This is a genomic window from Nonomuraea sp. LPB2021202275-12-8 (assembly GCF_037044575.1).
GTDB lineage: Bacteria > Actinomycetota > Actinomycetes > Streptosporangiales > Streptosporangiaceae > Nonomuraea.
The window spans coordinates 1-18,831 of record NZ_JBAHWD010000063.1; the positions used below are offsets into that span (position 1 = coordinate 1).

Here is an 18,831-nt window from a genome sequence, read left to right on the forward strand (position 1 = left end):
TGCGGGTGCCGATTAATCATCCGGCCAGGTCAGGCGGCATGCCGGTACTCCTTCAGTACACCACCAAGTCGATCATGTTGGCGGATGTCGAGCGGCGCTTTCCACCAGGGCCGACGTCGGGATCCGGAAGTGATCGAAGCGGAGCCGCCTGCCTGAGAGCACGGTGCGGCCGGTGCTCGTTGTAGAAGGCCTCGAACTCTGCGCCTGCCGACAATTCCATCCATGCAGGTCAAGCGGCATGTGAGTACTCGTGAAGGACACCGCCGAGCCGGGCTCGTCGGCGTATGTTCAAGTCAGTGATTCGCTCTGGATCCGTGATCGGGCTCGGGACGGTACGCAGCGGGGCGGCTTGGGCCAGGGCTTGATGGGCTCGGTGCCCGTTATAGAACGGTCCACCTCGCGTAGGGCGTGCCGCAGGTGACGTTCGTTCCAGATGAGGCAGCGGTCGAGAAGCTCGTGGCGGCAGGACTGCACCCATCGCTCCATGATGGAATTCATCTGCGGCATCCGAATGCCGGTGAGCACCGTCGTGATGCCCGCCTCGGCGAGGACCTCGTCCATGAGGGCCGGGAACTTCCCATCCCTGTCTCGGAGCAGAAAGCGTGCCCGGCAGCCCGCATCGTCCAGGTCCATCACCAGATTCTTTATCGCCTGGATGACCCGGTTCGCGCTCGGGTGAGCGGTGGTGCCGAGCACGCGGACGCGTCTGGTGGCGTGCTCGATGACCGCCAGGACGTTGCGGGTGCCGATTATTCATCCGGGTAGGTCAAGCCGCATGTTGGTATTCCCTGAGGACGCCGCCGAGTCGATCATGTCGGCGGATGTCAAGGCGGGTGATCTCGGCTGGGATGGTGCTCAGTTTGGGCGACGGTCGGAGGGGAGCTGCCTGTCTGAGGGTGCGGTGTGGTCGATGTTCGTTGTAGAACGCCTCGAATTCTCGCAGCGTGTGAAGTAGGTGAGGTCAGGATGCGGTCCAGTAGTTCGCGGCGGCAGGTCTGGATCCAGCGCTCCATGATCGAGTTCATGCGCGGGATGCGGATGCCGGCCTTAACGACCTGGATGCCGGCGTCGGTCAGTACGGCGTCGAAGGTGGCGGTGAACTTGGCGTCGCGGTCGCGAAGAAGGAACATGGCGGTGGTGCCTGCCTCGTGTAGGTCCATGAGGAGGTTGCGGCCGAGTTGGGTGACCCAGGGGCCGGTGGGGTGGGCGGTGGCGCCGAGGATGTGGATGCGGCGGGTGGCGTGCTCGATGACGGCGAAGACGTGGAGCCGGGCCCCGGTCAGGGTGTGGACCTCGAAGAAGTCGCACGCCAGGAGCGCGCCGGCCTGGTCGCGTAGAAAGTTCGCCCAGGTGGTGTGAGTACGTTCAGGTGACGGAGCGATGCCGTGCTCCTTCAAGATCTCCCACACGGTGGAGGCGGCGACCGTGAAACCGAGCGCGGCCAACTCGCCGTGGATACGCCGGTAGCCCCAGGAGGAGTTCTCCCGTGCCAGTCGCAACACCAGGGCGCGGATGGATCGGACGGTGCGCGGACGTCCTGGCCGCTTGGGTGCGCTGGCCGCGGCGTGACGGCGTCTCAGCAGGTCGCGGTGCCAGCGTAGGAGGGTGTCCGGGCGGACCACCAAGATCAGCTGCCGCAGCTTGTCCATGGGCAGATAGTGGAGCAGTCCTGAGAAGAGAAACCGGTCCTCCGGGCTGAATGCGGGCTTGCTCACCTGCCGCTGCAGCAACGTCAGCTGGTGCCGTAGCACCAGGATCTCGATCTCTTTGTCGCGCTCGCTTACTGGTAGCAGTCGCATGAACGAAAAGGTGTTCGTGACGGCGAGGTAGGCCAGGCGCAGTTTTGGAGGAAACTCCTCAACGGCGAGGCCAGATAGCGTGCGTACAACGACGAGACACCGCCGCCCTCCCACCGCGCGACGTCACATGCGCATGACACCTCCGCGCGCGGCCCGCCGCCGGCCCGACCACCTCGGCCCTGCCGACACAGAATCTCATCATCGACAGAGCCCGCGATGGCAGAATGTGATCATGTCGCCACCCCGAGCGAGATACTTCAACACCACCGGCCCCTGCGACCCACGACGCCACTACATGCTGCCGCCCACGCCTCAACTCCCGCAGGTGCGCGGGCTCATCGAGAAGGACCGCTACTTCGTGCTGCATGCGCCCCGGCAGGCCGGGAAAACGACCGCGCTGGACACGCTGGAGTCCGAGCTGAAGGCCGAAGGCGACATCGCCGCCGTGATGTTCTCCTGCGAGATGGCCAAGACGGCCGGTGACGACTACGCCGCCGCTGAAGCGATTCTGCTGGATTCTCTCCGCGAAGCCGACACGCTGTCGGGATGGCCGGAGGAGCTGCTGCCGCCGGCCCCCTGGCCCCAGGTCGCGCCGGGCAGCCGGTTCAATGAGGCGCTGAGCGAGTGGTGCCGCCGCAGCCCACGCCGGGTGGTCCTGATTCTCGACGAGATCGACGCGCTGCAGGGCGCCAGCATGGTCAACGTCTTCCGCCAGCTTCGCGACGGCCACAACGCCCGGCATGAAGGCCACCCGTTCCCCTCCTCCGTGGTGCTGTGCGGGGTGCGCGACGTACCCGACTACAAGGTCACCTCCGGAGGCAACCGCGATTGGTCGAATCCGGCCGGCCCGTTCACCATCATCACCGAGTCGCTGCGCCTGGGCGACTTCACGACCGACCAGGTCACCGAGCTGTACGACCAGCACACGCAGGCGACCAGCCAGGAGTTCACCAAGGACGCGGTGGAGCGGGTCTTCGAGCTGACCCAGGGACACCCCTGGCTGGTCAACGCCCTCGCGTACGAGATCACTTTCAGAATGGGGGTGCGTCGCGCCATCACCACCGCGCAGGTCGATGAGGCCAAGGAGCGGCTGATCCGGGAGCGCCCCGTCCACCTGGACGCCCTCATGGCGCGGCTGTACGAGCCCCGGGGTGGAACGAGTGATCCGGGCGATCATGGAGGGAACACCGCCGGACACAGACGCTTCCTTCGACGACGTCTCCTACGTTCGCCATCTGGGTCTCATCCGGGGAACCGGAGAGCCGGAAATCGCCAACCCGATCTACCGAGAGGTCCTGATGCGGCGCAGGCTCCTGGAACAGTACGGACCTTTCAGCGACGAGAAGCTGGCCGAGACCAGCCGGAGGATCTTCAGGCTCCTGGACCAGAATGGTGGCAGAATGTGACCATGTCGCCACCCCGAGCGAAATATTTCAACACCACCGGTCCCTGCGACCCGCAGCGCCACTACATGCTGCCCCCCGCACCACGGCTTCCCGAGGCGCGAGCGCTCATCGAGATGGACCGCTACTTCGTGCTGCACGCTCCCCGGCAGACCGGCAAAACGACCACGCTGCGCACTTTGGCCTCCGAACTCACCACCGAGGGCGACATCGCCGCCCTGATGTTCTCCTGCGAGCGCGCCAAGACGGCCGACGACGACATCGGCTGGGCGGAGTCGCTTCTGCTGGATTCTCTCCGCCAAGCCGCCGCGCGATCGGGATGGCCGGAGGAGCTGCTGCCACCGGATCCCTGGCCGCAGGCCACGCCGGGCAGCCGGTTTAATGAGGCGCTGAGCGAGTGGTGCCGCCGCAGCCCACGCCGGGTCGTGCTCTTCCTTGACGAGATCGACGCCCTGCAAGGCGCTAGCCTGGTCAGCATCCTCAGCCAGCTCCGCGACGGCCACAACGCGCGGCCAGAAGGCCAGCCGTTCCCCACATCCATCGTGCTGTGCGGGTTGCGGGATGTGCGTGACTACAAGGTCGCCTCAGGCGGTGAACCCGGTCGGTCCAACCCGGCCAGCCCGTTCAACATCATCGCTGACTCACTGCGGCTGGACGACTTCACCGCCGACCAGATCGCCGAGCTCTACAGCCAGCACACCCAGGCGACCGGCCAGGAGTTCACCAAGGACGCGCTCGACCGGGTCTTCGAGCTGACCCAGGGGCAACCGTGGCTGGTCAACGCCCTCGCCCATGAGATCACCGCCAAAATGGCGGTGATCGGCACCATCAACACCGCGCGGGTGGAAGACGCCAAGGAGCGACTGATCCGGGCACGCGCCACCCACCTGGACTCCCTGGTAGCCCGCCTGCACGACCCCCGGGTCAAGCGGGTGATCGAGCCCGTGGTGGCCGGAACCTTCCCCCACATCGACCCCACCTACGCCGGCGCCCTGTCCTACGTCCGCGATCTGGGCTTGATCAAGCAGACGCTCCCCCTGGAAGTGGCGAACCCGATTTATCGGGAGATCATCCTGCGGGTACTGGGTGACCCGTCGGAACAGTACGTGATGGCCGATCCGCACAGCTTCGTACTGCCGGACGGCCGTTTCGACCTGCCGCGCCTGCTGCGGGAGTTCGTCGTGTTCTGGCGCGAGCACGCAGAGGTCCTCATCAACCAGGAGGGCTACCACGAGGCCGCCTGCCAGATCATCCTCATGGCCTTCCTGCACCGCCTGGTCAACGGCGGCGGCCAGCTCGACCGCGAATACGCCGCCGGCACCAAACGCCTGGACGTACTGGTCCGCTGGCCCTACACCAGCCCCGAAGGCGAACGGCTGATCCAACGCGAGGCCATGGAGTTGAAGGTCTGGCGAACCCACGGAGACGACCCGACGCCCGACGGTCTCGCCCAGCTCGACCGATACCTGGACCGCCTCACCCTCTCCACCGGCGCCCTGGTCATCTTCGACCGACGCCCCGAAGCCCCGTCCTGGAAAGAACGAGGAGCTTTCGAGCAGGCGACCACACCATCCGGCCGCCAGGTCACCGTCCTACGTGTGTGACCGGTACTCAGAGCCAATCCCGTCTCTTGAAGGACGATGTGATGGTTTCCGTCGTCCAGCGGATTGCATCAGCGACCGAGGGGCGTCCTGGTTCGGTGGGCGTGCTGTCATGCAGCCCCAGATGGCCGGGCGACGTCGCTCGATCGCAGCAATGGGGGGCTCAGCATCGATGCCTGCCCTCTTCGGTACAAGGCTGCGGGCCGGCCGACCTCGGGAATGCGGCGCTCGCCCGTGGGTTCGAGGAAACCTTCTGATCGGGTCACTTTCCTGCGGAAATTGCTCGGGTCGAGCCGGAACCCCCCACACGGCCGGCTGCGCTGCGATCGGGTGCTGAGCCGGAGGGCACCCTCACGCCGTGAGCACGCGCTGGCTCATCCCGGTGGTGGCCGCCCGCCCAAGCACGGTGGCGTGTTTCGGATGAAGGACGAGACCACCTGGGTCGAGTACCTGCCCGGCGAGCGCGATCCGAAGCCGGTGTGGCTGTGGAGCTCGGCCACCGCCATCACGGCGGCTCACCTGGACCGGCTGTGGCAGGCGTTCCTCCGCAGATTCGATCTTGAGCATACGTTCCGGATGTGGAAGCAGACCCTGGGCTGGACCGCGCCCAAGCTCCGTGACCCGCACGCCGCCGACCGCTGGACCTGGCTGATCATTGTCGCCTACACCCGACTTGGCCTGACCCGCGTCCTGGCTCCCGACCTGCGCCGCCCCTGGGAACGACCCGCCCCGCCCGAGCGGCTGACCCCCGCCCGCGTCCGCAGAGGGTTTCGGCACCTGCGCCCGCGACTGCCTTTACCGGCTGGCGCGCCGAAACCCACCCGGCCAGGCCCAGGACGGCCTTTCGGCTCCAAGAACCGGGCTCGCGCCCGCCATCACGAGGTCGGCAAGACCACCAAACGCGCCGAAACCCTCACCGAACACCGCAGTCGCAAGGGTTAAACGTCAAGCTAAGCGGAACTCATCACGGCTCCGGCCGTGCCCGCCGCGCATCGGTGAGGTCGAACCCGTATCCGAGGTCCTGTTCCGCCGGGCGGTGAGCGCTGCTACCTGAATCGGCGGCCGTTCCGCCCCGGCCGACGATTCGCCACCGGCGGCGTGATGGTCACGGGGATCCCGGAGGGAGCCTGGGCGCCCGTGATGCGCCTCAGCTCGGCCTCGCCCGAGCGGACCTGACAGGTCTGCGGGACGATCCCGGCGTCGGCCATCAGGCGGGTCATGTCACGGCGCTGGTTGGGCAGCACCAGGGTGACGACGCTGCCGGACTCGCCGGCGCGGGCGGTGCGGCCGCCTCGGTGCAGGTAGTCCTTGTGGTCGCTCGGCGGGTCGACGTTGACGACGAGGTCGAGGTTGTCGACGTGGATGCCGCGGGCCGCGACGTTGGTCGCCACCAGCACCGTGACGTGGCCGGTCTTGAACTGGACGAGAGTACGGGTGCGCTGGGGCTGGGACTTGCCCCCGTGGAGCGCGGCAGCACGTACGCCGCTGTTCAGAAGATGTTCGGTGAGCCGATCCACGGCGTGCTTGGTGTCCAAGAACATGATCACCCGGCCGTCGCGGGCGGCGATCTCCACAGTGGTGGCCTGCTTGTCGGCGCCTTGGACGTGCAGCACGTGGTGCTCCATCGTGGTGACCGCGCCCGCCGAGGGGTCGACCGAGTGGACCACCGGGTCGGTCAGATAGCGGCGGACCAGCAGATCGACGTTGCGGTCCAGAGTGGCGGAGAACAGCATCCGCTGGCCCTCCGGGCGCACCTGGTCGAGCAGGTGGGTGATCTGCGGCATGAAGCCCATGTCGGCCATCTGGTCGGCCTCGTCCAGCACGGTGATGCCGACCTGGTCCAGGCGGCAGTCGCCGCGCTCGATGAGGTCCCTGAGCCGTCCCGGGGTCGCGACGACGACCTCGGCACCGATGCGCAGCGCATTGGCCTGCTTGCCGATCGACATGCCGCCGACGACGGTGGCCAGCCGCAGATTCAGTGATCGCGCGTACGGGGTGAGCGCGTCGGTGACTTGCTGGGCCAGTTCCCTGGTGGGAACGAGGATCAGGGCAAGCGGCTGTCGCGACTCGGCACGCCGGCCGGAGATGCGGGCAAGCAGGGCCAGGCCGAAGGCGAGCGTCTTACCTGACCCGGTGCGCCCCCGCCCCAGGACGTCCCGGCCGGCCAGGGAGTTCGGCAGCGTGGCCGCCTGGATCGGGAACGGTTCGTTCATGCCCGAGCTGGTGAGCACCTTCAGCAGCGCGGACGGCATGCTCAGTTCGGCGAAGGTCTCGGCCGCGGGCAGGCCCGGGGTGACGGTGACGGGCAGTGCGAACTCCCCCTGGAGTGCGGCAGGACGCCGCCCGTAGCCACCGGAACCGCTGGGGGCGGCTGAACGGCCCGGCTTCGGCGAGCCGAATCGGCCACCCCTGTTGGCAGGGCCGCCCGTACGGGTGGAGGTGTAGCGGTCGTGCGTGCGAGTTGAACGGGTCATGCAGAACCTTCCTTGATGCGGCACGTATCAAGTGATCCTGGGCACTGTGAGCGGCACAAGAATAGCGAGTACGGGCCGAAGAAAAGACGTGGTCGAGCCGGCGAAACAGGCTGACTCATGCGTCGAAATTATGGGCATTCTTCAGAAAGAACGGCGGCTGCGATGCCGGGCCAGAGGACTCGAGAAGACCAGTCCGAACCGGAGCTCATAGTGGTGCGTCCGGTGTGCGGCGAAAGACCAGAGATGTTGCTTTCGCGGATTGCGAGGTCGTCACGGCACGTTGGGTCCAGAAAGCAACGCGTTGGGGCCCGCACCCTATGGCGCGGGCCCCAGCGTGGTGCGTCAGTGTCAGACAGGAACGATGTTCTCCGCCTGCGGCCCCTTCTGGCCCTGGGTGACGTCGAAGCTCACCTTCTGGCCTTCCTGGAGCTCGCGGTAGCCCTGGGCGGCGATGTTCGAGTAGTGGGCGAAGACGTCAGCGCCGCCACCATCCTGCTCGATGAAGCCGAAACCCTTTTCCGCGTTGAACCACTTCACAGTGCCAGTAGCCATCTTGTATCTCCTTCGGGGCAGTGCCCGTAAAGCTCGCACCGTGCGAGCCTCGCGTCGCCGCGATGATTACCCCGTCCGGAAAAGCACCGGCAATACAAAAGTGCCACCACCGGCACAGAACGCCGGCGAGGGCACTTGTAAGTCTTCGGGAACCACAACTGCAACTGAAACAAATGTATCACAGCTCGCGTTTGCCGGGAAAATGAGGGTCGCATTTCGTCGGCTACGCCACAAAACCTTACCGCGCGTCGCACCAATATCTGTACCTGCGACAGTAGATATTCTTTTGACTGCGCTCTTCTCCGCGCGCCCGGCGGAGCAGGAGGCCCGCCGGGCCTGGGAGCCGGCCCCATCCACGCAGTTCAAGACGCTGCTGCTTGAGCAGATCACGGCGCCAGGCGCAGGACTGTGGACTGTGTCCGAACACACGATGGCCGATTGACGCCGAGCCCCAGCACAGTATAGAACCAGATGGTTATTAAACTTCGAGGTTATGGATGAGTGTGCTCGACGACACCTTCGCCGCTCTCGCAGATCCGACACGCCGGGCGATCCTCGCCCGGCTCAGGTCTGGCGAGGCCACCGTGACAGAGCTCGCCCGCCCGTTCGACATGAGCCAGCCGGCGATCTCCAAGCACCTCAGGGTGCTCGAACGCGCCGGGCTCGTCTCCCGGGGCCGGGACGCGCAACGGCGACCCTGCCGACTCGAGGCGGGTCCGCTCAAGGCCGCCACCGACTGGCTGGAGGGCTATAGCCAGTTCTGGGAGGACCGGTACCAGAAACTCGACGAACTCCTGGACGAACTCAAGGATGCAGAGGTCAACGATGAGTGAGATCGCCGACCGCTACCGGCGGCGCGCAGACGCCTTCGACCGCAAGGTCGCCGCCACACGCGCCGATCAATGGAACAACCCGTCCCCGTGCGAGAAGTGGACTGCCCGGGATGTGGTGCAGCACATCATCGACATGCACCACGTGATACTGCGCCAGCTTGACCGCACGCTCGGCGCCGCGCCGTCCGTGGAGGAGGATCCGCTCGCCGCGTTCCGTTCGGCGCGGGCCGACATCGAGGCGGTCCTGGGCGATCCTTCGCTGGCGAGCACCGAGTGCGAAACGCCCACCGGCAGGATGACGGCCGAGGAGCACATCGACAAGGTCCCCAGCGCCGATCTTCCGCTGCACGGATGGGACCTCGCCCGAGCCACCGGCCAGGACGACACCATGGACCCCGCCGACGTGGAATACCACTGGTCGACCCTCGCCGCGCTGCCGGCGGACCTGCTGGAGCAGTACCGCATACCCGGTGCGTTCGGTCCAGGCGTGGAGGTGTTCGGCCCGGAGGTGCGGGTCGGGGAGGACGCACCGCCGCAGGACCGGCTGCTCGGCTTCATCGGCCGCGATCCGCGGTGGTCCGCGTGACGGCTGGGGTCACCGTCCTGACGCCGTCCGACCGGACTGTGGTGATGCTGCGGGTCTTCAGGGCCCCTCGCCATCTGGTCTTCGACGCCTGGACCAAGCCCTCGCTGCTGGTCAAGTGGTACGGCGCGCACGGCTGGAACCTGGTCGTGGCCAAGGTCGATCTCCGTGTCGGCGGCGCGTGGCGCTTCGTCTGGGACGGACCGGACAGCGCCTCGATGGCCTCCGGCGGCCTCTACCGGGAGATCGAGCCGCCCAGCCGCCTCGCCTACACGGAGTCCTTCGACGACCATTGGTACCCGGGCGAGTCGCTGGTCAGCCACGACTTCACCGAACAGGACGACAGGGACGACGCTGACCACCACGATGCTGTTCGATTCCCAGGCCACCCGCGATCTCGTCGTCTACTCCCCCATGGCCCGCGGTGCAGCCGAGGGCTTCGACCGGCTGGACGCAGTGCTGTCCCAACGGCGTACATCCTGATGCGGGCCGGCCACCAGACCGGCCCCGGGGAACGTCGAGGTGGAGGGATCAAGAGCCGCGGGGGTCGGGGAAACCGATCCAGCGCAGCAGGATCATCCGGGCGTCGGCGGGTGCGGTGTCGCGGTCGCTGCCGAAGCGGTGCACCAGTTTCAGGTACTCCTCGTGGAATTCCTTGAGTTGCGCCATGGTCATGAAGGTGCTGGCGCGGGAGGCCTGCTGCCAGTCGCCGTCTTCGTCCCGGTCGCGGGCGAAGGCCGACAGCAGCCGTAGGTCCTCGGCGAGTTTGGAGTCGCCCAGACGCTCGGCGAGGTCTTGTTCGGCGCCGGTCAGTTCTTCGCGGGCGGGCATCCGCCGGTCGGCCTTGACTCGGCGGCTGGACCCTCATGAGGTTCGGCGGCAACGAAGGAGCCGAGCCATGGGCGACGGTCGCGCATGCGGTGTGGCTCATCGGTTTCGTGATGCTGGCCATCGCCTGCGTCGAACTGTTCCGCCGGGTCCGAAGCCCGGCGCCGGGCAGATCCTCGCCAGGGTGAGTCTGGGGGTGGCGCTGATCAGCGTCACCGCCTCGATCGCCGAGATGCTCGTCGACCTGTACGTCCTGTCCGCCACCGACACACGCGAACAGTTGAAGGCCCTGGACCAGCAGATCCGGAGCATCCCGGCAGCCGAGCAGATCCTGTACGGGTTCGGCACCCAGCTCGTCTACCTCGGCCTCCTCGTCCTGATCATTCAGTTGGCCTTCCTGAAGCGCATCAGCATGACGACGCTGACACTCGTCCTGGCCACCCTGGTCCTGTTCATCAGCTACGAACTGCTGGACGGACCCGGCCGCCAGGCCCTCATGCCGTTGGCGGTCCTGTGCATGTGGCTGGCCCTGGCGCCCCTGGGATGGCGGCTGTTGAAGCCGGCGGCCCCGGCCGGCACCAGCATCAGATCAGGGCAGCGGACTACGACGGGCCGGCTACCTTCTACGTCTGGCACGACGAACAAGCCGGGCAGTTGCGGTGCTCGACGGCGTCCCTCGCTCCCACCGACCTGCCCTTCGGCGGGGCCTACCAGCCAACGGACGATCTCGATGGCATCGTCACGGGCTTCCTCACCGACGAGACCCCTGGACTCGTCCTCTGGGACGACCTCGAACCAGTCGCCGTGGGCGAACCAGATGGGGCCTTCCCGCCGTTTCCCGTGTGGATCTTCGACCTCAGGCTCGGCCGCTGAAGCTTCAGCGGTAGTCCGGAGAAGATAGTAGAGCCGCTCATCGGCCCATAGCGTGGTCACCGTCACCACGCCGTTGTCGGTCTGCCGAGGCGGCTCAGCCATTGGCGGCCCACATGCGCGGTGGCCGTGCCGTCCTTGCGGTGCCGCTGTCATCGATCACCAGCACCCCACCCGCATGCGCTGTGGTCGCCGGCTCGGCCAGCAGCAACTCCAAGCGCCGGGTATTGATCCGATCGGGATCCCAGCACGATTCGGACAGGAAATACTGCAGCCGCTGCGCTCTTGGATCCGGTCACAGGCTCGGCCCCGGCCAGCGCCGTGGCCGTCTTGTTGCGCTCCCGCGGAGCCAGCAACCCCGTCACATACTCCCGAAACCCGCGCCGCTGCCCCACATGGGTGAATACCTCATCGAAGCACGCCGCGTACTCCTCCAACGGCCCCGGCGCGGGCGGACACGGCTTGGCCTTGGTCATCGGCCCCGGCTCCCTTCATCCGGAAGCCCCCGCATTCTCCGCCCTACCCGACCCCATGCCTGAACTAACGAACTACCGGTAGCATGACAACCGTCCAATCTGGTCAGGGATTCCCTCTGTATTTCTTTTATCCGTCGACGGCCTCAGCATGCGTCACGATGCAATTGGAGTCACTGCTTCGGCCTGGCGGGTGAACGCCCCGGGATTCACCACAATTCATATCCATCCCCGTCTACTGGTCTCGATCCCTGCCTGGAATCGACTTACCGCGTTGAGCCGATCGGTCAGGGCATTCATCATCCGCTGAACGCTGCGAACCGAGACCGACAGGATCCGGGCGGCCGATTCGTCGGTGTGTCCTTCAGCCAGAAGGCGAAGCAGGCTGCGCTCCTGCGGGGTCAGTCCTTGTTCGTTGCGCGCGGGCGATCGGCTCAGCGGAGTCCCGGACGTCCATACCCGCTCGAACAGTTCGTACAGGCCCAGGACGATTCCGGGGGTGCACAACTCCAAGGCCCCCCCGATCGGCTGGATCGGGTCGATGGGCACGAGGGCGATCCGCCGATCGACGATGACTAATCGCATCGGGAGCGTCGGGACGGTTCTGCACTCCTCCCCCAGCTCCGCCATCGCGCGCACGTAACTCAAGGTCACCTGGTCGTTACGCATGCTGTCCAGGTAAACGGTCCGGATCTGCACGCCTCGTTCGAGGGCCAGCTGATTGAGGGGCTTTTCCGACTCGATGGTCGCCGGGCTCTGCGCGCCACCTGTACTGAAGGACACGCATTCCACTCGGGCGCTGTAGGCAAGCTCGGTCAGGCGTTCCCTGACGGTGTCGAGGCCGTCCAGCCGCCGGACCTCCTCGCGTTGTTCCTGGTCCGAGTAGACGGCGGCGATCGAGGCGATCGACGCCCGGGCGGCCTCCAGTTGCTGCTGGCGCGCCACGACATCGGCTTCGACCTTCGCCAGAAGCGCTGTCAGGCCCGCCTGTGGCCGTACTGCCCGTAGCGTCCCGTCATCGAACGCCGAGCGCACCAAGGCCAGGTCGATGAGGATGTCGAGCGCCTCCCGGACGTGGTCTTCGTTCAGATTCAGCTGTTCAGCGATTTGCACGATTCCGAACTGAGGGTTGGCCAACATTGCTCGATAAACAGACTCGTCCCGCGTGGACAGACCCAACGCACTCAGCACGATCGGCCTCCATGACCAGTGAGTGTGGTCACGGACACCCCATTCGAGAGTCTCGAACGGGGTGTCCGTTTGTTGCCCTGACGAGGGTAACGGCGGGCGGTATGTTTTGGGTTTATCCGCTCTATGTCACCGGTCGATTACCCGTTGCGTCGAAGACGTGCTCACGCTCTGCAGCAGGAACTCGCCGTGCGTAGAGGTAAATCGCGGCGAGCGTCGCGGCAAGTGCGACGGAGAGCAGCAGAATCCGGTAATCCAGAATCGCGATCAGGCCCGCCCCCAACGCTATCGAGGCGGTCTGCGGCACCGTGACGCTCATTTCGAACGCGGCGAAGCACCGGCCGAGCAGTTCGCTGGGAGCGGCGCGCTGGATGACGACCGAGGTGCCGACCACCATCCAGGGGGTGGCCACGCCGAGCAGGAACGTGCCGGCCACCACGACCGAGTCATACGAGGTCGTCAGCAGGACACTGCACGCCGCGCAGGCAACCAGGCCGTACGCCACCAGGAGGTATTCGCCGGTTCTGCGCATCACGATGCTCGCCGTGGCGCCGCCCACCACGGCCCCGACGCCCATGGCCGAGCCCAGCACGCCGATGAAGGCCGGCTCGTGCTCCAGCCCCACGGTGACCACCACGAAGCCCACCGATTCGAAGAATCCGATAGTCAGCATCGCCAATCCGCAGGCCATCACCAGTTGCCGAAGCTCGCGCGTTCTGCCAAGGTAACGGATTCCAGAGGCGATCTCCGTCGCCCAATGCTGTTTGGTCGGCTGCGGAGCCGACTCGTCCACCTTCATCGCCACCAGTGTGGCCGCCGCCACCAGGAAGGTGATGATGTCGATTGCGATGAGTGCGTTTGAGCCGAGCAAAGCGTAGAGTCCCGCACCCGCCATGGGAGCGACGATCCGGAGCAGTCCGCGGATCGTCTGAATGGCTCCGTTCGCATCGCCGAGTAGTTCCTCGGACACCAAAGCGGGCAACAGCGCGGACTGGGCAGGACCGAGGAGGCTGCTGGACGCGCCATAGGCGAACATCACCACGTAGACCAGCCAGAGTTGATCCGGACCGGTGATCAGAAAGAGCGGCAGTAGCAGCACTGGAGTAATGAGATTGACCGAGATCAGCAATGGGCGCCGACGTACCCGGTCGACAATCAGGCCTGATACGGGCAGCAGCAGGCTGCCCGCGGCATAGGCGAACATGACCAGGCCGGCCGCGCTCGCGCTGCCCGTGCGTTCCTGCACCGAGATGGCGATCGCCAGCCACATGGCGAAACTACCGAAGTTGGAAAAGGCATCGCCGATAAGAAAAAGTCTGGCCTGCCGTTGCGCCAAGAGTTTCCACATCACAAATTTCCGTTACGTTGAGGAGAGTGTCAGGGCGATGCATCATGAAGCTGATGAGGGGTTTGTTCAGCCGTACTCCCCCGAGTTCGTAGAGCCGTTCGGGTCGCGCGGGAGTTTCTGTGGCGTGCCGATTCGGAAGGTGGACGAGACCCGGCCGGACGACGTGGTCGTTCTTGGCGCCCCCTTCGACTGGGGCACCAGTTTCCGGCCGGGTGCGCGCTTCGGCCCGCGCGCCATCCGCGATGCGGACTACCTCGAGGCGGACGGGGTGCGACCGCACCTCGCGGCGGGGCTGGATCCGCTCTCCGAGATGTCGGTCGTGGACGCCGGTGACATTCCCATGGTGCGGGGCTACATAGAGGAGTCGCTCCAGAGCATCGAACGCTATGTGCACGAGGTCGCCCGGGCCGGCGGCATTCCCATCGTGCTCGGCGGGGACCACTCCATCACCTTTCCCAACGCGACGGCTGTGGCGCGCCATTATGGTTACGGCGAGGTGGCCCTCGTTCATTTCGACGCGCACGCGGACACCGGCGTCTATTCGCGGGCCGAGATGATGGGGCACGGCGCGCCGATGCGGCGGCTCATCGAGTCCGGAGCGGTGCCGGGACACCGATTCGTCCAGGTCGGGTTGCGTGGCTACTGGCCGCCGCCGGAGATCGTGGAGTGGATGCGCGAGCGTGACATGCGCAGCTACTACATGGAGGAAGTGAACAAGCGCGGCCTCGACGCGGTCCTGGACGAGGCGGTCGCGCACGTACTGGCCCCGCGGGAGAACAAGCCGGCTCGCGTGGTCTTCCTGTCGATCGACATCGATGTGGTGGATCCGGGCATGGCACCGGGCACGGGGACTCCTGAGCCAGGTGGTCTGACCTCTCGTCAGCTGCTTGATGCGGTACGGCGTCTCGCACGCGAGCTTCCGGTCGTCGGCGGCGACATCGTCGAAGTCTCCCCGCATTACGACCAGCCCATGAACATCACCGCGCTGCTGGCGCATCGCGTGGTCCTCGAACTACTCACCGGCCTGGCCGAAGGCAGGCGGGCCGACGCCGCAGTGATAGCCTGAGCGGCTCATGCTCTCCCCTGCTCAGTGCGGACGTGCCCCGGATTCTGGCCAGCCAGCTGGACGCCTCACGGAAGTCCTCTTCCGACGCGCCCGGCTGCGTGCGCGCAAGAGAGCCCTCAGCGCATGGATAGCTTCCGAGGAAGCGCACGTCCGTTGAGTTGCGATGCAGCGCGGACACGGCCTCGCCCATCCGGGCCTCGGAGATGTGACCGGCGCAGTCGAGGTGGAAGAAGTAGTTGCCGATTCCATCTCCGGTCGGACGTGACTCCACGCGGGTCAGGTTGATCCCGCGCAGGGAGAATTCGGTCAGCGCCCACGCCAGTGCGCCAGGCCGGTCCTCGCGGAGGAAGACGATCAGCGAGGTCCGGTCGGCGCCGGTGCGCCCCGGCGGTACGCCCGGCCGTCCGACCCTGACGAAACGCGTGACGGTGTCGGCCCGATCGCCGATCCTGGAAGCGACCTCGGCCAGGCCGTAGCGCCGGGCGGCGATCGGGGCCGCGATGGCGGCATCGTGCGGCGCGCCGATCTCGGCCACTTCCTGGGCAGCGGCGGCGGTGGACGGAGCGGTGACGAGAACCGCGCCGGGGAACTCACGGACGATGAAACCCCGGCACTGGGCGTGGGCTGCCGGGTGGGAGATCACCCGCTTGATCTCGTCAGGTCTGGAGCCTGGCCGTACCAGCAGGGAGAACTCCACGGGCAGAAACGTCTCGGCCGTGATGATCAGCGGCTCTCCCCAGGCCAGCTCGTCCAGAGTCGAGACGATCGCCCCCTCGACGGAATTCTCAAGAGGGATGACCGCCGCGTCGACCTCGCCGTTGCGGGCCGCCTGGAGCGCGGCGCCGATGGTCGGGAAGGGGACGTGCGCGCTGTGTGAATCCAGTTGTTGCAGCGCGGTCTCGCAGAAAGTACCTGTCGGCCCTAAATATGCAGTCTTTGACATCACGAAGACCTTCTAATGGGTTTCCTGGGGCGGCCCGCCCGCGTGTGGCGGGCCGCCCCACACGGTCAGGCCACTGCCAGCTGCTCGCGAACACTGCGCGGACGCATGTCGACCCATACTTCGTCGATGCGTCGCAGGCAATCCTCACGGGAACCGCTGGTTCCCTCGTCGTACCAGCCTGCCGGGTTCTCCCTTCCGACCTGCCAGAGCGAATACTGCTCCTCGTTGTTCAGCACGACCTTGTGCGTGGGGCTTCCAGTCATATTCCAACTCCCTTTCTAGGAATTACCTCGAATTTCCGCGTCACGCTGGGAGATCGATAGACCACAAGTCGTCCATCGTCTCGTGGCTGATCTGCTTGGCCAGATCCCGGTGCGCCGCGTAACCCATGTTGATGATCACCCTCCGTCCCTGCTCGACGGGATAGACGCGGTGCATCGTGGTGTCCGTCCGCATGAGATAGAGGTCGCCGGCGCCAAGCTCCAACGAATAGATGGGATTGTTCGCCAGGATGCGATTCACCTGCGGATCACGCTTGTTCCACTGCGAGTTCGGCACGCACTGCACGAATCCGCCGAACTGCGCCGGTGGGCATTCGATGACCCACACCAGCGCGAAACTGTAGTCATCCCAGTGCCAGCCGTGGGTGTCGCCGTTCCGCTCGAGCGAGGTGATGACGTAGCGCTCCGGCAGGTACGGACACGGCAGCACCTCTTCGCCGGCCACGAAGTCAAGGACACCGTGATTCAGGATCTCCGAGTACACCGATGGAATGATGGAGCTGTGTGCGTTGATCGCCTCCTGCCGGACGTTCCGCATGCGCCGCGGCGTGTCGCCCGTCTCCCTGAAGGTGAGATCCCGGCGAATACCCGCCTTCTCGACCAGGTCCGTGACGTCCGACGCCACGGCGGCTTTGATGCTCGGGGGGACGGCGAACGACACCTTGGCGAAACCGAAGGTGCGGAAGCCCTTCCTGGCCTCGTCGAGTTCCTCCTGATCGACGTCCAGCAGCCGGCTCTTGAACTCACCGGCGAGGTCGGTGGTGCAGGTGATGGTCATTTTCTCTCCAATCTGGTCAGGCGGTTTTGGCACGGAGCAGGTAACCCAGCTCCAGTTCTGTGGAGTCCACCTGGATCGCCGGATGGTCGACGGCGACCACCTCAGCGTCCGCTTCGGCGAACAGCGACTCCCAGACGCCACGCTCGACGAGCCGCTGCTCGGTCAGGGCGTGCAGGAGGAAGTAGGGGTTGTAGTAGGAGACGCCGAGGCCGTGCGCCATGATCTTGCGGTTGTCCGGCTGGTGGTCCACCTCCACCACGACCCAGTGCGCGGCGGGGTAGCGCTGGAAGGCCGTCTTGACCAGCGTGCGAACCGCGTCCACGCCGTCCTGCTCCAGCATTTCCTGCAGGACGAACGAGGTCAGGAAGCACAGGCTGCCGTCGTCGGGCAGATCGAGCGTCAGGGCGTCAGCCGCCGTACCCTGCCGGATGGTGATGCGGTCGGCGAGGCCCGCGTCAGCGACGCGTCGGCGGGCCAGTTCGACGGAGCCGGCGTCCGGGTCGACGCCGACGCCGCGGATTTCCGGGCGCATCTTGCACAGCTCGACGAGGAACGCGGCGTCGCCGCAGCCCAGGTCGACGACCAGGTGCTCGCCGTCGGGCAGCCGGTCCAGGAGCCCGGAAGTCAGCGGCAGCGCGTCGTACATGCTCATGCCGCAACTGCCGGCTCCGACCTTGGCGCCCTCCCGCGTGGCGAAGGGCGCGCCTGCCTGCAGGGTCTTGGCTATCTGCCCGAACGTTCCCGCGTAGCCGCCGACCAGCAGCGTGTACCAGGGCAGGAAGGGGGCCAGCTCAGCGCCCTTGGCCGTGAGGCGCCACCCGATCTCCTCCACGAGATAGCCCTCGTTGGCCAGGTAGGAGAAGTAGGCCTGCAGCCGCTCCTCGTTCAGCTTCAGCAGCTTGGCTACCTCGCGCACCGACACCCCCTGCCGCTCGGCCAGCAGACCGTAGATCCCCGAGTCGTGCAGCTGGTGCAGGGCCTGGGCCAGCGCCATGTAGCGGATCGGCTGGATGGCCTCCACCAGGCGGTGCTCGAAGTCATTGTTCGTCTTCATGATCATTCTCATTTCCTGTGTTCGTTGATTTCCCGCAGCCTGTCTGCGACACGCGGGCCTATCTCGGCGATGGATTCAGGTCGCATCAGGTCGTCATGCGTGGCGTCGACCGGGTGCGCGAACACCTGGCCACTGACGTAGGAGTCCCATTCGGCGGAGGCGGAGCGCCGCATATCCCAGGTGCGTTCCGCGACGAAGAGGAGGGCATCCCCGAGGAATTTCCCGGGGACGAAGCCGGACATCAGCCGGGCATTGTTTCTGACGACGGCGACCATGTTGGCGACGATGTCACCCTCGAATCCGCTGAGCGGCTCAAGGCCCGAATTCTGGCCTATCAGATCTGCCAGAATCTCTTTCGCTTCGGCTACGCCGAGGTCGTCTTCCTCCTCCAGCATTGGATAGCTGTCGAACAATGTCAAGAGCGAGATCTCCTCGCCATTGTTCTGCAGCTGCGTCGCCATTTCATGCACGACCAGACCGCCGAAAGACCAGCCGGCCAGATTGTACGGGCCGCTCGGCTGAATGCGCTGAATCAGCTCGATATATTCCGCGGCCATTTCCGGAATGCTCTCCGGGAGTTCTCCGCCGTCTCTCAGCCCCCGGGCCTGGAGGGCATAAAGGGGGCGCTCGCGGTCGATGTGACGGAGCAGCCCGGAATAGGACCAGCTCAACCCGCCCACCGGATGCACGCAGAACACCGGCGCCCTGCTGCCTCCCGAGCGCAGCGGTATCAGCATGTCGAGCGGATCCTGGGCTC

18 protein-coding genes and 3 pseudogenes are annotated in these 18,831 nt (G+C 66.1%); 7 read left to right on the top strand and 14 right to left on the bottom strand.

What is annotated here, in order from left to right; genetic code table 11:
* Nucleotides 1–288 precede the first annotated feature (288 nt).
* Together V5E28_RS47195 and V5E28_RS47200 are read right to left on the bottom strand one after the other, a co-directional pair.
* On the bottom strand, nt 289–696 hold the full coding sequence (locus V5E28_RS47195; RefSeq protein ID WP_336216857.1) for a hypothetical protein: 408 nt from the start codon (nt 694–696) through the stop codon (nt 289–291).
* A 128-nt stretch (nt 697–824) separates the two neighbouring features.
* The gene (locus V5E28_RS47200) at nt 825–1,799 is read right to left on the bottom strand and encodes a hypothetical protein (protein ID WP_336216858.1); all 975 of its coding nucleotides are present in this window, start codon (nt 1,797–1,799) and stop codon (nt 825–827) included.
* 232 nt (nt 1,800–2,031) lie between these two features.
* On the opposite strand from V5E28_RS47200, the gene V5E28_RS47205 reads away from it, so the two are divergent.
* Nucleotides 2,032–4,806, top strand: a complete 2,775-nt coding sequence (locus V5E28_RS47205) for an ATP-binding protein (RefSeq protein WP_336216859.1) — start codon at nt 2,032–2,034, stop codon at nt 4,804–4,806.
* A 107-nt stretch (nt 4,807–4,913) separates the two neighbouring features.
* Here the strand turns inward: V5E28_RS47205 and V5E28_RS47210 are convergent.
* Nucleotides 4,914–5,105, bottom strand: a pseudogene (locus V5E28_RS47210) (NrtR DNA-binding winged helix domain-containing protein); the annotation flags it as partial.
* A 118-nt stretch (nt 5,106–5,223) separates the two neighbouring features.
* Between V5E28_RS47210 and V5E28_RS47215 the strand changes: the two are divergent.
* Nucleotides 5,224–5,745 carry a hypothetical protein gene (locus V5E28_RS47215; RefSeq protein ID WP_336216860.1) on the top strand — a complete coding sequence of 174 codons (522 nt, stop codon included), beginning with the start codon at nt 5,224–5,226 and terminating at the stop codon, nt 5,743–5,745.
* Nucleotides 5,746–5,849: 104 nt separating this feature from the next.
* Here V5E28_RS47215 and V5E28_RS47220 read toward each other — a convergent pair whose 3' ends face one another.
* Together V5E28_RS47220 and V5E28_RS47225 are read right to left on the bottom strand one after the other, a co-directional pair.
* Nucleotides 5,850–7,277 carry a DEAD/DEAH box helicase gene (locus V5E28_RS47220; protein ID WP_336216861.1) on the bottom strand — a complete coding sequence of 476 codons (1,428 nt, stop codon included), beginning with the start codon at nt 7,275–7,277 and terminating at the stop codon, nt 5,850–5,852.
* Between the two features lie 348 nt (nt 7,278–7,625).
* Nucleotides 7,626–7,829 carry a cold-shock protein gene (locus V5E28_RS47225; RefSeq protein ID WP_203954033.1) on the bottom strand — a complete coding sequence of 68 codons (204 nt, stop codon included), beginning with the start codon at nt 7,827–7,829 and terminating at the stop codon, nt 7,626–7,628.
* Between the two features lie 497 nt (nt 7,830–8,326).
* Between V5E28_RS47225 and V5E28_RS47230 the strand changes: the two genes are divergently transcribed.
* The 3 genes and pseudogenes from V5E28_RS47230 to V5E28_RS49945 form a co-directional block, all read left to right on the top strand.
* Complete coding sequence (locus V5E28_RS47230) at nt 8,327–8,662, top strand: ArsR/SmtB family transcription factor (RefSeq protein WP_336216862.1); 336 nt, start codon at nt 8,327–8,329, stop codon at nt 8,660–8,662.
* The gene (locus V5E28_RS47235; RefSeq protein ID WP_336216863.1) at nt 8,655–9,248 is read left to right on the top strand and encodes a TIGR03086 family metal-binding protein; all 594 of its coding nucleotides are present in this window, start codon (nt 8,655–8,657) and stop codon (nt 9,246–9,248) included. The genes V5E28_RS47230 and V5E28_RS47235 overlap by 8 nt, the downstream gene beginning before the upstream one ends.
* Before the next feature lie 44 nt (nt 9,249–9,292).
* Nucleotides 9,293–9,529: pseudogene (locus V5E28_RS49945) on the top strand (SRPBCC domain-containing protein); the annotation flags it as partial.
* Between the two features lie 247 nt (nt 9,530–9,776).
* Here V5E28_RS49945 and V5E28_RS47240 read toward each other — a convergent pair.
* Entirely contained in the window at nt 9,777–10,076 is a 300-nt protein-coding gene (locus V5E28_RS47240) for a hypothetical protein (protein WP_336216864.1), read from the bottom strand.
* Between the two features lie 67 nt (nt 10,077–10,143).
* On the opposite strand from V5E28_RS47240, the gene V5E28_RS47245 reads away from it, so the two are divergent.
* Nucleotides 10,144–10,974: a hypothetical protein gene (locus V5E28_RS47245; RefSeq protein ID WP_336216865.1), complete on the top strand. Its 831-nt coding sequence runs from the start codon at nt 10,144–10,146 to the stop codon at nt 10,972–10,974.
* Here the strand turns inward: V5E28_RS47245 and V5E28_RS49950 are convergent.
* The 3 genes and pseudogenes from V5E28_RS49950 to V5E28_RS47255 all read right to left on the bottom strand — a co-directional run.
* Nucleotides 10,965–11,419, bottom strand: a pseudogene (locus V5E28_RS49950) (transposase); the annotation flags it as partial. The gene V5E28_RS47245 and the pseudogene V5E28_RS49950 overlap by 10 nt on opposite strands.
* A gap of 216 nt (nt 11,420–11,635) precedes the next feature.
* Nucleotides 11,636–12,607 carry a helix-turn-helix transcriptional regulator gene (locus V5E28_RS47250; protein ID WP_336216866.1) on the bottom strand — a complete coding sequence of 324 codons (972 nt, stop codon included), beginning with the start codon at nt 12,605–12,607 and terminating at the stop codon, nt 11,636–11,638.
* A gap of 121 nt (nt 12,608–12,728) precedes the next feature.
* Entirely contained in the window at nt 12,729–13,952 is a 1,224-nt protein-coding gene (locus tag V5E28_RS47255; RefSeq protein WP_336216867.1) for an MFS transporter, read from the bottom strand.
* A gap of 139 nt (nt 13,953–14,091) precedes the next feature.
* On the opposite strand from V5E28_RS47255, the gene speB reads away from it, so the two are divergent.
* Nucleotides 14,092–15,018, top strand: a complete 927-nt coding sequence (gene speB, locus V5E28_RS47260; protein WP_336216868.1) for an agmatinase — start codon at nt 14,092–14,094, stop codon at nt 15,016–15,018.
* Here speB and pheA read toward each other — a convergent pair.
* The 5 genes from pheA to V5E28_RS47285 all read right to left on the bottom strand — a co-directional run.
* The gene (gene pheA, locus V5E28_RS47265; RefSeq protein WP_336216869.1) at nt 14,969–15,964 is read right to left on the bottom strand and encodes a prephenate dehydratase; all 996 of its coding nucleotides are present in this window, start codon (nt 15,962–15,964) and stop codon (nt 14,969–14,971) included. The genes speB and pheA overlap by 50 nt on opposite strands.
* Nucleotides 15,965–16,026: 62 nt before the next feature.
* Nucleotides 16,027–16,197: an MbtH family protein gene (locus V5E28_RS47270; protein WP_336216870.1), complete on the bottom strand. Its 171-nt coding sequence runs from the start codon at nt 16,195–16,197 to the stop codon at nt 16,027–16,029.
* Between the two features lie 67 nt (nt 16,198–16,264).
* On the bottom strand, nt 16,265–17,020 hold the full coding sequence (locus V5E28_RS47275; RefSeq protein WP_336216871.1) for a HalD/BesD family halogenase: 756 nt from the start codon (nt 17,018–17,020) through the stop codon (nt 16,265–16,267).
* Nucleotides 17,021–17,036: 16 nt separating this feature from the next.
* Complete coding sequence (locus V5E28_RS47280; RefSeq protein ID WP_336216872.1) at nt 17,037–18,074, bottom strand: 2-ketoarginine methyltransferase; 1,038 nt, start codon at nt 18,072–18,074, stop codon at nt 17,037–17,039.
* Nucleotides 18,075–18,082: 8 nt separating this feature from the next.
* Nucleotides 18,083–18,831, bottom strand: a 749-nt coding sequence (locus tag V5E28_RS47285; protein ID WP_336216873.1) for a thioesterase domain-containing protein, incomplete at its 5' end; no start/stop codon positions are given.

What these genes read in the sequence shown, in the direction of transcription:
- V5E28_RS47245 (WP_336216865.1), top strand. Translation starts at nt 10,144, where the DNA reads ATGGGCGACGGTCGCGCATGCGGTGTGGCTCATCGGTTTCGTGATGCT.
- V5E28_RS47275 (WP_336216871.1), bottom strand. Translation starts at nt 17,020, where the DNA reads ATGACCATCACCTGCACCACCGACCTCGCCGGTGAGTTCAAGAGCCGG.
- V5E28_RS47230 (WP_336216862.1), top strand. Translation starts at nt 8,327, where the DNA reads ATGAGTGTGCTCGACGACACCTTCGCCGCTCTCGCAGATCCGACACGC.
- V5E28_RS47240 (WP_336216864.1), bottom strand. Translation starts at nt 10,076, where the DNA reads ATGCCCGCCCGCGAAGAACTGACCGGCGCCGAACAAGACCTCGCCGAG.
- V5E28_RS47220 (WP_336216861.1), bottom strand. Translation starts at nt 7,277, where the DNA reads ATGACCCGTTCAACTCGCACGCACGACCGCTACACCTCCACCCGTACG.
- V5E28_RS47215 (WP_336216860.1), top strand. Translation starts at nt 5,224, where the DNA reads ATGAAGGACGAGACCACCTGGGTCGAGTACCTGCCCGGCGAGCGCGAT.
- V5E28_RS47225 (WP_203954033.1), bottom strand. Translation starts at nt 7,829, where the DNA reads ATGGCTACTGGCACTGTGAAGTGGTTCAACGCGGAAAAGGGTTTCGGC.
- V5E28_RS47255 (WP_336216867.1), bottom strand. Translation starts at nt 13,952, where the DNA reads ATGTGGAAACTCTTGGCGCAACGGCAGGCCAGACTTTTTCTTATCGGC.
- V5E28_RS47280 (WP_336216872.1), bottom strand. Translation starts at nt 18,074, where the DNA reads ATGAAGACGAACAATGACTTCGAGCACCGCCTGGTGGAGGCCATCCAG.
- V5E28_RS47205 (WP_336216859.1), top strand. Translation starts at nt 2,032, where the DNA reads ATGTCGCCACCCCGAGCGAGATACTTCAACACCACCGGCCCCTGCGAC.
- V5E28_RS47200 (WP_336216858.1), bottom strand. Translation starts at nt 1,799, where the DNA reads ATGCGACTGCTACCAGTAAGCGAGCGCGACAAAGAGATCGAGATCCTG.
- V5E28_RS47235 (WP_336216863.1), top strand. Translation starts at nt 8,655, where the DNA reads ATGAGTGAGATCGCCGACCGCTACCGGCGGCGCGCAGACGCCTTCGAC.